Raw genomic sequence first — 15,101 nt, forward strand, 5'->3', positions numbered from 1 at the left:
CATTTTCAATGCCTCCCGGCATCCTCACGCGTTACCTTGTCGGGCTTTCAAATAGAGGTCATACACATCGTCCTCTTCCAGATAGCGTGGATTGTAAGGCGTCTGGGCGTCTCCCATGGCAAGATCGATCAGCGGTTGAAGGGCTTCGCGACTTTCAGGAACACCGAAGTCCTTAAGGGTCTTCGTCAGGCCGACGGATCTCTGCAGGTCCTTCAGTGCCTGGACGGCAGCCCCGGCCGCCTGCTCGGGGGTCATGCCGTCGATCTTGACCCCCATGGCATCGGCGATGAAAACGAAGCGGGTCGGGTTCTCTTCAAGATTGAAGGTCATCACATGGGGCAGCATGATGCTGTTGGCCAAACCGTGGGGGATCCCGTAAAGGGCACCCAGGGCATGGGCTGTGGAATGGACGGCGCCGAGCAGGGCGTTGGCCATGGATATGCCTGCCATACTGCTCGCAATCAGGAGGTATCCCCTGGCCTCGATGTTCTCCGGGTTTTTCATGACCTCCGGAAGATAGGTCATGATGAGCCGGATCGCGTGGAGGCCCAATCCATCGGAGATGGGGTTCGCGCTGCCGGTGGTAATGGCCTCGATCGCGTGTGTCATGGCATCCATAGCGGTAAAGGCCGTAATTTCCGGGGGAAGCTTGACCGTTAGCTCCGGATCCAGCATGGCGAGGTCCGGGCTGCAATAGGGGTGAGCACAGGTTATTTTCCCCTGTGTGGCGTCACCAAGGACCACCATGCCGTAGCTCACCTCGGCTCCCGTCCCGGCTGTTGTGGGGAACGCGATATGCGGGGGCAGGGGTTCGGCATCATCGAACAATCCAACCTGATCCGCCAGGGGTGAAAAGTCTTCAAGGCCCTTGCCGATCAGAATATTGATAGCCTTGGCGGTGTCCATTACGCTGCCCCCTCCCACGGAAACCATGCAGTCGGCACCGCATTCCCGATACAGGGCGGCCCCCTCATTGATCAGGTCAATGCGGGCGTCCTGAACGATCTTGTCGTAGACACCTGCCAACTCCAGGCTTGAAGCCTTAATGGTGTCAATGACCATCTCCGCTACGCCGGCCTGAACAAGTCCCTTGTCCGTGTACAGAAAGGCCTTCGTACCCCCGAGTTTTTCCATTTCAAAGTCCAGCTCTTCCCGCGCACCGGGTTTGTACATGATCTTCGACCGACATCCCCACGTAAAGAACGGTTCAAAGCCAAGAACAGGGTATTTCATGGGATAGCTCCTTTCTCTTTGTTTACTGTCCTGATTATGACATTCGTGACGGCGATTACCGATACAATGCCGATGCCACTCACACGCCCCGTTACTGGTACCCGCGCTCTATGTTAAGTGAGCGTTGCGCTATTTTCAACCATTACTATGGTGTGGGGGTGACGGCTTCGTGAAGGCTCGCGGGAAGGGCTGTTTCTCAGGAGCGGGGGAACCGGATAAGCAGCCGTGTACCTTTTTCGATGGAACGGATGTCGCAGCGATTTTTGTGTGTCACTCGAAGGTCAGCGCCAGGAGGGATGCCGGGTCCACGTGCGCTCCCCGCAGTTTGATCCCCCAGTGAAGGTGGGGGCCGGTTGCTCGTCCCGTTGACCCCACATACCCGATGATGTCGCCTTTCGCAACGCGTTCCCCCGTCGAGACATCCGTCTTGTTCAGATGACAGTAAATGGAGAACAACCCCGCACCATGATCGATGATGACCGTATTCCCCGAGAAATAGAGGTCGTGGGTCAGGACGATGATTCCTCCGTTCGTCGCCGCCACAGCGGTACCGCGGCGGGCGGCGATGTCGATGCCGCGGTGGCGGGATTCATACCCGTCGTTGTATGTTCGGCGGTCTCCGAAAGTCCCCGTTATTCTTCCCTTCACGGGTTGCGTGAAATTTCCCCGGCAGAGCCAGTCCGGTGAGGGGTTCTCATAGGCACGGTCGGTCAGTTCACGTTCCCGCTCTATGCGTTCCTGTACCTCAGGCGGGGGTGATACGTATTCTTTCCGCACCCGGAGCCGCTTTTGAGGAAAGTGCCTGTCAGCGATCCGTACCTGGAGGGGGAACCGCTTTCGAGTCCCGTCGTCAAGCTCCACGTCTATGACGAGGTCAGCTGTTCCCGGATCGCTCTCGAGGCCCAGGCCGATGAGGGTAAAAAGATGGCCGTCGTTCCCGGCGACCGTGAAAGGGAAGCGATCCCCCGCGAAGAGCGCTGTGGCCGCTGCCGGAACAGGCGCCGTGAGCGTTATCTTCATAATGCCCCCCGGCGTGAGCGATTCAGGCTCGGAGGCAATCACCAATTGACCGCAGCCAACACTGCTTCGTATCAAAAAGGCATCGGAGGGATGCGGAAGAAGAAGGAGTATCAGTACTATTATTCGTAGAACGTTTCTCATATCTTCCTCAGCGGATCGGTTATCGCGGGATCGCTTCCGGAGCGGGAAATCGGGTGCGGCAACCCCATCAGGACAGCAATCTACCTGAATGGAAGGGCCGTGACAATAAAAATATAGACAATTTATGTCTCTTCCATTAGTATCAAACGCCGTGCGGACATAATTCAGATAACGGAGAATACCATGAGCGTGAAGCCCTCTTTCAGAACGGTTCCGCCTGAAGGTCTTCGTGCCGGCATCGATCCCGACTCCCTTGGATTTGAGACGACCGACGACTGTTCCTATTTTCCCGGGATCATCGGGCAGGCTCGTGCCGTCGGGGCGTTGACCATGGGGCTGGAGATAGAAAGCCCCGGCTATAACATATATGTCGCCGGTCTGACCGGAACAGGCAAGATGTCGACGATCAAGAGCCTTCTTGACCAGCTGGACCTGAAAAAGAAAATTCCCGATGATATCTGTTATGTCAACAATTTCGAGGACCCCGACAGGCCCACCGTGATCATGCTGCCCGCCGGCCTCGGCCGTCAGTTCCAGAAAGACATGGATGACATGGTGATCCATCTGGGCAAACAGATCCCCCGTATCTTTGAAAGCGAGGAGTTCAAAAGAGATTCGGAAAAGGTCGTGGAATCACATATGGCCCGCCAAAAGGAACTGGTGAAGAACTTCAATGAAAAGATACAGCATGAGAAATTCCAGCTGGTCCAGTACCAGGTCGGTCCCTACACCAGGCAGGACGTGGCCTATGTCGTGGAGGGAAAGCCGCATACCCTGGAGCAGCTTGAGGAACTCAACAGGGAAGGGCGATTCCCCGATGGAGACCTTGAGGCGGTGCGGGAAAAACAGGGAGAGCTCCGGAATGAACTTGAAATGATCATGCGGGAATCCCGCCAGATCGAAAAGGAAATAAGAAAGGAGATCGGTCTTCTCGAACGCAGAACGGGTCTGCCCGCCGTGCAGGAGTATATTTCGGACATTCTCACGAAATATACCAAGCACAGCGACAGGATCGAACCCTATCTCAGGAACGTGCAGGAACATGTTCTGTCCAACCTGAAGACGTTCAGGGAGAAGGACGAGGAACAACCCCCGGCCCCTCTGCCGTTCTTCGTGCAGCCCCCGGAAAAACGGCTTACCGAGTACGGGGTGAATGTCCTTGTCGATAATTCACAGACAAAAGAGATTCCCGTCATTATTGAAACCATGCCGTCCTACAAGAACCTCTTTGGGACGATTGAGCGCGAGATAGACCGTTCGGGTTTCTGGAGGACCGATTTTACCCGCATAAAGGCTGGTTCCCTGCTGCGGGCCAACGGGGGGTATATCGTGTTCAATGCCTATGAGGCGCTTGTCGTTTACGGCGTGTGGTCTTTTCTGAAACGGACCCTGACGAACAGGCTCCTCACCATGCAACCCTATGATCCCTTTGGAATGTCGGCGACGGCCATAAAACCGGAACCAATACCGGTGGATCTCAAGATAATCATGGTAGGGGGAAACTTCCTCTATCAGCAACTGTACGAATTTGATGATGATTTCAAGAAGATATTCAAAGTGAAGGCCGAATTCGATACGTCAATGCCGATCGGTGAGGATGCGGTCGGCGGATACATACAATTCATGAAGAAGATCATTGACGATGAAGATCTGCTCCGGTTCGACAAGACCGCCGCCGCCGCGATCATCGAATACGGGGTCCGGATATCGGGGAAACGCAAACGGCTGTCCACGCGTTTCAGCGATGTAGCCGACATCATGCGGGAAGCCGGTTACTGGGCGAAAAAGGAAGGGAGCGACACGGTGCGTGTCAAGCACGTGGACCGGGCCTATGATGAAAAGGTCGCCCGGGTACGGCTGATCGAGGACAAGATACAGGAAATGATAGAGGAGGGCACCATACTGATCGACACGGATGGTGCCGCCGTCGGACAGGTCAACGGACTGTCCGTGTATGATATGGGTGATTATGCCTTTGGAAAACCGGCAAGGATCACGGCACAAACCTCCATGGGTCGGGCCGGGTTCATCAATATCGAGCGGGAGGCGAAGCTGTCCGGAAAGACCCATGATAAAGGCGTCCTGATCCTCGAGGGCTATTTCAAGGGGAAGTATGCCCAGAAATTCCCCCTTTCGATGGATGCCAGTATCTGCTTTGAACAATCCTATGCCGGCGTTGACGGTGACAGCGCTTCCCTGGCGGAGGTCTGTGCCATTCTTTCCAGTCTCTCGGAACTGCCCGTAAATCAGAATATCGCCATGACCGGGTCGGTGAACCAGAGGGGTGAAATTCAGCCGGTCGGAGGTGTGAACCAGAAGATAGAAGGGTTTTATGATGTATGCCGCTCGCGGGGATTGACCGGCGGACAGGGCGTGATCATTCCGGCGCTCAATCTGCAGGAACTGATGTTGAGGAAGGACCTGGTCGAGGCGGTTTCGAAAGGAATGTTCCAGGTCTACCCCGTCTCGACCGTCGACGAGGGTATGAATATTCTGACCGGTGTGGAACCGGGAGAGCGGGACGAACAGGGCCGATACCCGGCGGGAACGGTGAACTTTCTGGTAAGTGAAAAGCTGCGATCCCTCGCGGAAAATCTGAAAAACTTCGGCAGTGAGAGCAAGGAGAGCGGCTCAACCAAAAAAAGGGTACAGAATAAAAAAAGCAAGGGGTAATGTAATGGGCAGACTACGTGGTATTCTATCGGGTATTATTGTTATTTTTATCGTGTTCCTTTCGGGCTGCGCCCCGCTCATCCTCGGCGGCGTGGCGGCGACCACCGGGGTGGGTACGTATATCTATGTCGATGGGAATCTCGCGACGGATTACCATTATTCCTTTGAACTGGTCTGGGATGCCTGTGAGGCCGTCGTTGCTTCCATGGGTGGTACCGACGTGATCCGGGAAAAGGACGTGGGAGTAGGGGAATTGAGTGCCGTCATTGACGGTGAAACGGTAAAGATATCGGCGAAATACCGGGCGAACGAGCTGACATCCGTCATGGTCAGGGTCGGGTTCCTGGGAGATAAGCTGGCATCACAGCGTATCCACGATATGATCTATGAACATCTGAAAAAAGAGTAGACGGCGGAGCCGGCCTGTTTCAGGAGGACCCCTTTTTGAGAAGGTCCAGCCCGTAATGCTTGATCTTCTTATGAAGGTTGCTCCGCTCCAGACCAATGGATTCCGCCGTTTTTGAGATATTCCAGTCGTTTTCCTCAAGCTTCCGGACGATGAATTCCTTCTCGAACTTCTTCTTTTCAAGCCTGAAGGAGTCGCTGTAGCTCTGTGCGGCGCCCGATGAGAGGTATGCCTCCTCACGGTTTTCAAGCGGCGGGATATCGTCGACGGTTATCACATCCGATGAGGTGACGATGACCAGCCGCTCGATGATGTTTTTCAGTTCCCGCACGTTGCCGGGCCAGTCGTGGTTGATGAGGACCTCCAGGGCGTCTGCCGTTATCTCCTTTTCTTTAATGCCCTCCTTGAAGGAAAATTCCTTGATAAAGAGTTGCGTGAGAAGGGGGATGTCCTTTTTCCTTTCCCTCAGGGGGGGGACGGTCAGGGGGATGACGTTCAGGCGGTAGAAAAGGTCCTGCCTGAAGCGGCCGTCTTCCATTTCCCGTTCTAGGTCCTTGTTCGTTGCGGCCAGAACGCGTACATCGGTGCCGATGATCTTTGTTCCTCCCACCCGTTCGAACTTCTTTTCCTGGAGGATCCGCAGTATTTTTGCCTGCGCCCGCTGGCTCATATCGGCTACTTCGTCCAGAAATATGGTGCCCCCGTTCGCCAGATCGAATTTGCCCCTCTTCTTGGCGGTGGCTCCCGTAAAGGACCCTTTTTCATGTCCGAAGAGCTCGCTTTCGATGAGTTCTTCGGGAAGGGCGGCGCAGTTCACCTCGACGAAGGGTTTGTCCGACCTCCTGCTCTGGCGGTGGATCGAACGGGCGACCAGTTCCTTCCCCGTACCGTTTTCTCCCATGATCAGGATCCAGGCGTTCGTGGGTGCGATGATCCGGATCATCTCCTTGAGCTCGACGATGGGTTTACTGGTCCCATGCAGTTCGTAATCCTGCCTGAACCGGTCCCTGAGAAGTTTGTTCTCCTCTTCCAGCCGGACGATCTCCAGGGCGTTGGCAACGACGAGCAGGACCTTTTCAAGGGAAAGGGGTTTTTCAATGAAATCAAAAGCGCCCAGCTTGGTGCACTTCACCGCCGACTCAACGGTTCCATGTCCCGATATCATGACGACCTGTATCTGGGGGTATTTCGACTTCACCGCCTGCAGCGTTTCTATCCCGTCCATTCCCGGAAGCCAGATGTCCAGAAGGATAAGATCGGGGAGTTCCTCTTCCTCGAGCATGACCAGGCACTCCTCCCCGCTCTGCACCGTAACGACGTCATAGCCGTCATCGGAGAGTGCGCCCTGCAGCGACGTGCAGATGCTTTCTTCATCGTCTACGACAAGGATCCGTTTATGCATGTTCTGAGCCTACGCGATCGGTATATCAAAAGAGATTATCGTTCCATGGGGAACATTTTCACTGACGGTCACGGTACCGTTATGATCCGAAATTATGGAATTCACGATGGCAAGCCCGAGACCGGTGCCGTGTTTTTTTGTCGAAAAATACGGTTCGAACAGCCGGGTACGATCCTTTGGGGCGATACCGGGGCCGTTGTCCCTGACGTCAACACGGACACGGTTCTGGACGCTGTCCACATGAGCGGTGATCTCTATGAGACCGCCTTCCTTTGAATCCGTCGTAATGGCCGCGACGGCGTTGTCGATCAAATTTATCATAACCCGCTTCATTTGTTCCACGTCGATGTTTACCATCGGCAGGTCTTCCTGCTTCTTGAAGGAGAAGGAGATGTTCCTGGCCGAATCTTCAAAGAGCGTTATGGAATCCTCGATGACCGCACTGATGTCGCCCGCTTCGGGGTGTGCCATGGGCATCCGGGCGAACCGGGAGAATTCATTGACCAGGTTCTTCAGGACCTCCACCTGGTCGATGATGGTCTTCGTGCATTCCCTGAAGACCGAACCGTTGCCGCCGTCTATGGTGTCGCCGTATTTACGCTGCAACCGCTCGGCGCTCAGTTTGACCGGGGTCAGGGGGTTTTTTATTTCATGGGCGATGCGCCGCGCCACTTCACGCCAGGCGGCGACGCGCTCGGCCTTCTGGATCTCCGTCAGGTCCTCGAAGACCACGACCATGCCCATGTAGTTCTGCCCGTCGTCACGCAGAACCGTCGCGGAAACGAGCACGGTCAGCACCCGGTCCTTGAGGGTCAGCTGGATCTGTTTTTCCAGGGAATCACTGTCAACCTCATCAAGCTCTTTCAGAAATTCACGTGCCAGTTCCATGTGCTCCGGCTGCAGTACTTCGGTGTATCGTCTGTACAGAACTTCGTCGGTTCTGATGTTGAGCATCTCTTCCGCTGCGCGGTTGATGGTGCTGATCACATCGTTCCGGTCGATCGATACCACGCCGGCGGACACATTGCGCAGAACCGTCTCCATGTATGTCCGTCTCTGATCCAGATCGATATTTGCCTGTCGCAGGCTCTCGCTGCTTTTCTTGAGGTCCTGCGTCATCTGGTTGAAGGAATTGACCAGGACCCCGATCTCGTCTTCCGCAAGAACATCGATGTGATAATCCAGGTTCCCGCCGGCTATTTCATGGGTCGCTTCGGCAAGGTCCTGAATCGGTACGGTAATTCCCTTGGCGAGGAACAGGCCGAACCAGGTGGCTGAAAAGGTTATCAAAAGCGTAACGATGAAGAGCATCATGATGTAGCTGAACTTGATGGGATTCTGCAGCAGCTTGAGCTGCCCGTACTCTTCCGATGTCTTTGATATGAGAGACATCTTTTCTATCAGGTCTTTGTTGATGAAGGACGTAACGGCCACCATTCCGATCACTTCCCGGGGAGAAAAGTTGGTGTAGAGCGGAGCGATGCCGCTGATCGCGTCACCGGTCGCCATGGAAGTGACCGTGGAGGCATCCTTTCCCATGTAGATATCTTCGATGATCCGGGGAGAAAGCTCCGTCGGCGGGATTTCTGTGTGATTCGGGTCCTTCAGGGAAATATTTTCATTCCGGTTGTCGAAAAAGACCTCCACGGCGCCCAGATTGAAGTATTTCTGACGTTGTGCCAGGATCGTCTTCAGGTATTGTTCCTGTTCCTGGTCATACAATTTGCCCTGTGTGATCTCGGAGCTGATAAGCCTGGCATAGTACTGGGCGTCCGTGGCGGCCTGCCCGTAATACGTCTGGGCGATCTCCAGTGACGAGTTCAGCGCGTTGCCCAGCCTCATCTCGAACCAGTTGTCGATGCTGTATGCAAGGAATTTGATGGATACAAGGAACAGAACGGCCGTAGGTACCAGTGAAAGACAGACAAAGGCGGCCACCAGCTTCGTTCTCAGTTTTGAGCCGAGGATACCGCGCCGCCGTTCGAATATGAGCTTTACCAGGTTCCTGGTTATGAGGAAGATAAGAAGGATGATGAGGATCAGATTGATATTGATCAGGCCGAATATGAACACCTCGTTGGATATGGGGAGGAGGTTCTCGATGCTGGAAATATGACTCTCGATGTAGGTCAGGACGATAATAACGGCAATGGTGAGCAATATGGCGAACCGCTCCCGCCGCCGCCGTTTCAGTTCATTGCTGTCCATGTGCTGCTGTTCCATGGTTCTGTCGCCTTAATACACGAATTCCTTGGTGATCCATTCCGTTTCAAAGTCCCAGAGTGAAACGAAAAAGAACACGTATTCAAGATGAAGGGGCAGTTTGACCGCCTCAAGCTCGGCCTTTGCCCGCAGGTAATATGTGCTTCCCCTGATCATGTTTCTCAGGGGCATGATGGCGACGCCGTTCACGTCGGACATGGCGGTTTTAGCCTCTGCAAAATCGGTGAACTGCTCGGGTCGTTTGCCATCTTCGGTGAAGGCAACGTAAAAGAGCTTCTTCACATTGTCATACTTGATCGTGTGCTTGATCTCGCGGGCGAATTCGAGTTTGTCCCACCAGAAGCCCCGCTTTCTGTGCAACTCAATGGTGAAGGTGAAGGTGGTCGGTATCCCGGCATGGATGGCCTCTTCCATTTCCTCGGTGAAACAATCGGTCACCCGGAAATAGACAAGGACCTGCTCGGTGGTGTTCGTGATCAGGACGTCCCGGATTTCGGCCTCTTCGGCACGGGCGCCGCGTGGATCAAGGGCTGAGACCAGACAGACGAAAAGCAGCAGGAACGGAAGAAATATCTTGTTATGGGGACCTTTCATCATGGCCGGCGGTATACTGTTGTAACTGCACACAAACAAAATCGTGCCGTGCCGGTTGAAGGTATTCGGCACAGGCACGGTAAGATATAAATTTTGCAAGAGAATTATAGTAGGGAAGGAGGCACCAAAAAGCAAGATTTATTTGCTGCTGACAGGCAATACTTACAGGGAGGCAGATGCGTGAAGGGGTCCTTCCATATGGAAGCTTTCGATGAAGGAGTCGGGACTTTCCTTCTTTCCGTTCGTCATATCGACAACGGTCCAGTGCTCGCCCTTTTTCAGAAGTTCCCTGAGCAGGAGGTTGTTGAGCCGGTGCCCTGACTTTCTGCCGATGAAGTGACCGGTGATGGGCATTCCCAGGAGCGAGAGGTCGCCGATGGCGTCAAGGACCTTGTGCCTGACGAATTCATCAGGCACCCTGAGACCTTCCTTATTGATGACCTTTTCTTCATCAAGGACGATGGCGTTCTTGAGTGAACCGCCCAGGGCCAGTCCCTTTGCCTGCAGGTATTCGACCTGGTGGAGGAAGCCGAACGTCCGAGCCCGGCAGATCTCCTGCTCGTAAGCGCTCCGGGAGAAGACCATGTGAAAGGCTTGTTTCCCGATGGCCGGGTGCTCGAAGTCGATCTCATAGGTTATCTGAAAATCTTTCGCCGGGTGAAGCGCCGCAGAGACGTCTCCCTCGGTGACCGACAGCGGCTTCGTAATGACAACCGTTTTTCTGGGTTTTTCCTGCTCCTTGATCCCTGCCTTTTTCAAAAGGTTGACGAAGGGCAGGGCGCTTCCGTCCATGATGGGAACTTCAAAGGAGTCGACTTCAACGACGGCGTTGTCGATGCCCATGCCGAACAGGGCGGAAAGCAGGTGCTCCACCGTCGACACGTGGGTGCCGTTCATGCCGAGCGTCGTTGCCAGCGTGGTATCCGAAACATTCGTCAGCTTTGCTTCGATCGTATTGTGACCCGACACATCACGCCTTCGGAACCGGATCCCGCTGTCGGTTTCGGAAGGATAAATGGTCATGTTCACCTTCCGTCCCGAATGCAGGCCGACGCTTCCGCATCGGACCGGCGTGTGAATGGTGTGCTGTTTGTACATGGACATATCCTCGGTATACGAAAAGAGCAACAACCGTGCCAGGACATTCACGGAACGTAGAATGATGCTAAAAGTATGTTATTGTTGATATTTATCAGTACAGTGCGGGTCGTCTTCAAAAAGGTACCTTTATTTTCAGTCGGCGTGGTGTTGCAAAATCAACACAGCACGGTTTTGGCTGCGGAAAGGGGTCGAGCGTTCAAGGGGCCAAGGTTTCAAGGGTTCTAGGGTTCCAGTGTTCAAGGGGTCGAACCCTTGAATCCTTGAAACCTGGAAAAGGCAGCAGCTTTTTCGGAGGTGAGCCGAAATAATTCACTTTTCCCCGCCCCGGTAAAAACGCTCTTTTTCACTGTATATACACCCGCAGTATTGCTGCCGGTACATGCCTGATTTTCTTGATTCATCGATCCCTTCTTTCCATCCTTCCCTGAAGTCGCGATAGTGGAAGGGGACCCCGGTTTCCCGGGCGATGCTCTCGCCCAGTTCCTTCATCAATTCATGGTCCTGGAACTTGCTGTAAAGGAGTGTCGAGGTAAATCCGTCGAAATTGCCCCGCCGGGCGATCTGTGCCGTGTATTTCAGGCGGTCGTAATAGCAGTACCGGCACCGTTCCTGTTCCCTGAAGACGACATTTCGCAGGAACTCTTCCATGGCGTAGTCTTCGATGGTGATGAGGTGCATATCCACCTCGCCGGCGTAAGTGATCAGCGTGTCGAGACGCCGCTTGTATTCCATATAGGGATGGATGTTCGGGTTATAGAACAGGCCGTGCACCTCATGCCCCTCCCGGCGCAGGGTTCGCAGGGGATAGATGGCGCAGGGGGCGCAGCATATGTGAAGAAGGATTTTCATGACAGGCAGGCCCGGCAGTTAGAACAATTCTTTCTGGTCCCGCTCCTCCTTGTTCCAGAGCCGCCCGAAATGTTCATAGGCGGCCTTCGTGGCGATCCTTCCCCGGGGTGCCCGGTGCAGGAATCCCTCCTGGATCAGAAAGGGTTCATAGACGTCTTCAACGGTATTCTTTTCCTCGCCGATGGCCGATGAAAGGCTGTCGATGCCCACGGGACCGCCGTCGAACTTGTCTATCAGGGTGAGGAGTATCTTCCGGTCCATGGAATCGAATCCCTGGTGATCGACCTCCAGCATCTCCAGGGCCCGGATGGCCGTGTCTCTCGTAACGATGCCGTCTGCCTTGACCTCCGCAAAGTCACGGACCCTCTTGAGAAGCCTGTTGGCGATCCTCGGCGTTCCCCGTGAGCGCTGTGAGATCGCTTCGGCACCACCGTCGTCGATCTCTATGGAAAGGATCCGTGCCGACCGGATGATGATGGTCTTCAGCTCTTCAGGTTTGTAGAAATCAAGACGAAAGCTCATACCGAACCTGTCACGCAGCGGCGAGGTGAGAAGCCCCGCCCTCGTTGTGGCCCCGATAAGCGTAAAGTTGGGGATCTCCAGTTTCATGGATCGCGCCGACGGCCCCTGGCCGATAAGGATATCGATGTGATAGTCTTCCATAGCGGGGTACAGGATCTCTTCCACGACGTGCGACAGCCGGTGGATCTCATCGATGAACAGAACGTCATGCTGCCCCAGGTTGGTCAGGATCGCCGCCAGATCTCCCGGCCGCTCCACGACGGGACCGGAGGTTACCTTGATATCAACGCCCATCTCTCTGGCGGTGATATAGGCGAGGGTGGTCTTGCCGAGACCGGGAGGACCGTAAAGCAGCATATGGTCGAGGGCCTCCCTCCGTTTTCGCGCCGCCTCGATGAAGATCGAGAGATTTTCCTTGACCTTGCTCTGGCCCACGTATTCGTCAAGGCTCACAGGACGAATGGATTGTTCATATCCCAGATCATCCTGCAGCTTCTCGGGATTGACGACTGAATCTCTCACGATTTTTTCCATGTGTGCCGAACCTTCAGATACTCCCCGTCACCGCCGTGTCCTGCCGGCATCAGTTTGACAGTATTTTCAATGATTCCGTAAGCAGCTCTTCCAGGGTGGCGGTTCCTCCCGCCCCACGGAGCACGATGTCAAGGGCATCCTCGGCCGCTTTCTTCCTGTATCCGAGGTTCATCAGGGCCGAGAGAGCGTCTTCCTTCACGGGCTGCTGGCGGCCCGGTTCCCTGTCCGATATCTCAGACATAACCGCGAACATCTTATCTTTCAATTCAAAAATGATGCGCTCGGCCATCTTTTTCCCCACGCCGGGGATGCCGGTAAGCCGGGCGAAGTCCTGAGCCGAGATGGCGGAACAGAGCTCATCGGCTGAGATCCCTGAAAGGATGTTGATCGCCAGTCTCGGTCCGATACCGGAGACGCTGATGATGGTCTTGAATATCTCTTTCTCCCGTGTGGTGAGAAATCCGAAGAGATTGATAAGGTCTTCCTTCACGTGGGTGTAAATGGCGAGGGTGACGGGCTGTCCCGTTTCAGGGAGGTTGTAGAAGGTGCTCAGCGGGATGTACACGCCGTAGCCGACACCCTGGACGTCCACCACGATGTAGTGAGCCGATTTTTCTGATAATGTTCCTCGTATGCTGGCGATCATTTACAGTGCTTCCGACTTTGAAAAATGTGCATGACAGATTGCGACGGCGAGGGCGTCCGCTGCATCGGCGGGTGGAAGTTCGGTAAGATTGAGGATCGCCCTGACCATGAACTGAACCTGGCTCTTTTCGGCACGGCCGTAACCGACAACAGCCTTTTTTATTTCCAGCGGTGTGTACTCGTATATGGGGATGCCCCTCATGGGCGCGATGAGTATCGCGACCCCCCGGGCCTGCCCCTGTTTAATGAGGCTTTTGATGTTCTTCCCGTAGAATATGTCTTCTATCGCTATGGCATCGGGTCTGACATCATCCACAACCCTGCAGAGCCCGTCATAGATGCCTTGAAGGGACGCCGAGCATGATTCGCCCCTCCCGATCTTTATTTCGCCATAGAGAATACTGGAAATTCCATCCCTGTTCTTTTCGACCGCCCCGTAGCCCGTTACTTTCGTTCCCGGGTCTATACCCAGAACTTTCACTTTCTCTTCTCCCCGGGTCCTTTATTCCTCACTCAGCTTCTCCATGATTTCATCGGGTATGTCGAAGTTCGCGTAAACATGCTGCACATCGTCGTTGTCTTCCATCTTTTCCATAAGGCGCAGCATCTGGGCCGCTTTGTGCTCGTCGAGCTTCACCGTTGTCTGGGGCATCATGCCCACTTCTGCCAGAATATAAGGGATGCCGGCTTCGTCGATCTTGTTCTTCACATCCTCGAACGATGCAGGGTCCGTTCTCACTTCCCACTCGGTTTCCATTTCAACGACGTCCTCCGCCCCCGCCTCAAGAGCCAGTTCCATGACCCGGTCTTCCGTAACGACGGATTTGTCGAAGACGATATTCCCTTTTTTTTCGAACATCCAGGCGACGCAGCCGTTTTCACCCAGGTTCCCTCCCTGTTTCGAGAAGATGTGACGGATGTCGGAAACGGTCCTGTTCTTGTTATCCGTCATGACTTCAACAAGGACGGCGACTCCTCCCGGTCCGTATCCTTCATAGGTGACTTCTTCGTAAGCGGAACCGCCATCAAGCTCTCCGGCCCCTTTCTTGATCGCCTTTTCTATGTTGTCCTTGGGCATGTTTTCGGCCTTGGCGCTGAGAATTGCCTGCCGTAGTCGCGGATTTCCTTCCGGGTCGCCGCCGCCGAGACGGGCGGCGAGGGTGATCTCCTTGATGATTTTTGTGAATACCTTGCCTCTTTTGGCGTCTGCCGCGCCTTTTTTATGTTTGATGGTGCTCCATTTCGAGTGTCCTGACATAGGCGGTGTCTCCTCCCATGATGTCACACTGTTCAACAATAGTGCGATACATAACACAGCCACAATCGCTATGCAAAACAAAAAAACCCTCCAAAAAAGAGGGTTTTTTTTAATTCCGGCGGCGTCCTACTCTCCCACATTTTACCATGCAGTACCATCGGCGCTGAAGAGCTTAACTTCCGTGTTCGGGATGGGAACGGGTGTTTCCTCCTCGCTGTAACCACCGAAAATCGATATTAAAAAGTTGTGACAACCATATATCTACGTTGTTTCCGCAGGCTGCGCCATATTATGAGAACAAATTATGGCCAAGCCGCACGACCGATTAGTACCAGTAAGCTGAGTACGTTACCGTACTTACACATCTGGCCTATCAACCTCATAGTCTCTGAGGGGTCTTCAGTCCGCAAAGCGGAGGGATATCTTATCTTGAGGTGGGCTTCCCACTTAGATGCTTTCAGCGGTTATCCCTTCCGAACATAGCTACCCAGCTATGCCGC

General features: G+C 54.3%; 13 protein-coding genes and 2 rRNA genes. 2 read left to right on the top strand and 13 right to left on the bottom strand.

Annotated elements, in window-relative coordinates:
* Positions 1-24 precede the first annotated feature (24 nt).
* Together JXO48_00215 and JXO48_00220 are read right to left on the bottom strand one after the other, a co-directional pair.
* Complete coding sequence (locus tag JXO48_00215; GenBank protein ID MBN2282295.1) at positions 25-1,233, bottom strand: iron-containing alcohol dehydrogenase; 1,209 nt, start codon at positions 1,231-1,233, stop codon at positions 25-27.
* A 270-nt stretch (positions 1,234-1,503) separates the two neighbouring features.
* The gene (locus tag JXO48_00220; GenBank protein ID MBN2282296.1) at positions 1,504-2,394 is read right to left on the bottom strand and encodes a M23 family metallopeptidase; all 891 of its coding nucleotides are present in this window, start codon (positions 2,392-2,394) and stop codon (positions 1,504-1,506) included.
* A gap of 183 nt (positions 2,395-2,577) precedes the next feature.
* Here JXO48_00220 and JXO48_00225 point away from each other — a divergent pair, with 183 nt between their 5' ends.
* Positions 2,578-5,067, top strand: a complete 2,490-nt coding sequence (locus JXO48_00225) for an AAA family ATPase (protein ID MBN2282297.1) — start codon at positions 2,578-2,580, stop codon at positions 5,065-5,067.
* Positions 5,068-5,071: 4 nt separating this feature from the next.
* Positions 5,072-5,476: a DUF3568 family protein gene (locus tag JXO48_00230; protein MBN2282298.1), complete on the top strand. Its 405-nt coding sequence runs from the start codon at positions 5,072-5,074 to the stop codon at positions 5,474-5,476.
* Between the two features lie 19 nt (positions 5,477-5,495).
* On the opposite strand, the gene JXO48_00235 is transcribed toward JXO48_00230, so the two are convergent.
* The 11 genes from JXO48_00235 to JXO48_00285 form a co-directional block, all read right to left on the bottom strand.
* Entirely contained in the window at positions 5,496-6,875 is a 1,380-nt protein-coding gene (locus JXO48_00235; GenBank protein ID MBN2282299.1) for a sigma-54-dependent Fis family transcriptional regulator, read from the bottom strand.
* Positions 6,876-6,884: 9 nt separating this feature from the next.
* Positions 6,885-9,098 (bottom strand): HAMP domain-containing protein, encoded by a 2,214-nt coding sequence (locus JXO48_00240; protein ID MBN2282300.1) that lies wholly within the window; start codon positions 9,096-9,098, stop codon positions 6,885-6,887.
* Positions 9,099-9,110: 12 nt separating this feature from the next.
* Positions 9,111-9,725 (bottom strand): DUF4390 domain-containing protein, encoded by a 615-nt coding sequence (locus JXO48_00245; GenBank protein MBN2282301.1) that lies wholly within the window; start codon positions 9,723-9,725, stop codon positions 9,111-9,113.
* Positions 9,726-9,854: 129 nt separating this feature from the next.
* A complete protein-coding gene (locus JXO48_00250; protein ID MBN2282302.1) occupies positions 9,855-10,790 on the bottom strand; it encodes a UDP-3-O-acyl-N-acetylglucosamine deacetylase in 936 nt (311 codons plus the stop codon).
* A gap of 312 nt (positions 10,791-11,102) precedes the next feature.
* Positions 11,103-11,642 carry an epoxyqueuosine reductase QueH gene (locus JXO48_00255; protein MBN2282303.1) on the bottom strand — a complete coding sequence of 180 codons (540 nt, stop codon included), beginning with the start codon at positions 11,640-11,642 and terminating at the stop codon, positions 11,103-11,105.
* Between the two features lie 18 nt (positions 11,643-11,660).
* Positions 11,661-12,698 carry a Holliday junction branch migration DNA helicase RuvB gene (ruvB, locus tag JXO48_00260; protein MBN2282304.1) on the bottom strand — a complete coding sequence of 346 codons (1,038 nt, stop codon included), beginning with the start codon at positions 12,696-12,698 and terminating at the stop codon, positions 11,661-11,663.
* A gap of 49 nt (positions 12,699-12,747) precedes the next feature.
* Complete coding sequence (gene ruvA / locus JXO48_00265; GenBank protein ID MBN2282305.1) at positions 12,748-13,344, bottom strand: Holliday junction branch migration protein RuvA; 597 nt, start codon at positions 13,342-13,344, stop codon at positions 12,748-12,750.
* A complete protein-coding gene (gene ruvC / locus JXO48_00270) occupies positions 13,345-13,824 on the bottom strand; it encodes a crossover junction endodeoxyribonuclease RuvC (GenBank protein MBN2282306.1) in 480 nt (159 codons plus the stop codon).
* A gap of 21 nt (positions 13,825-13,845) precedes the next feature.
* Positions 13,846-14,601, bottom strand: coding sequence for a YebC/PmpR family DNA-binding transcriptional regulator (locus JXO48_00275; protein ID MBN2282307.1), 756 nt, complete (start codon positions 14,599-14,601; stop codon positions 13,846-13,848).
* Between the two features lie 113 nt (positions 14,602-14,714).
* A 5S ribosomal RNA gene (gene rrf / locus JXO48_00280) occupies positions 14,715-14,829 on the bottom strand.
* A 76-nt stretch (positions 14,830-14,905) separates the two neighbouring features.
* Positions 14,906-15,101: ribosomal RNA gene (locus tag JXO48_00285) — 23S ribosomal RNA — on the bottom strand; the annotation flags it as partial.

The organism is Deltaproteobacteria bacterium (genome assembly GCA_016933965.1).
Lineage (GTDB): Bacteria > Desulfobacterota > Syntrophia > Syntrophales > UBA2210 > JAFGTS01.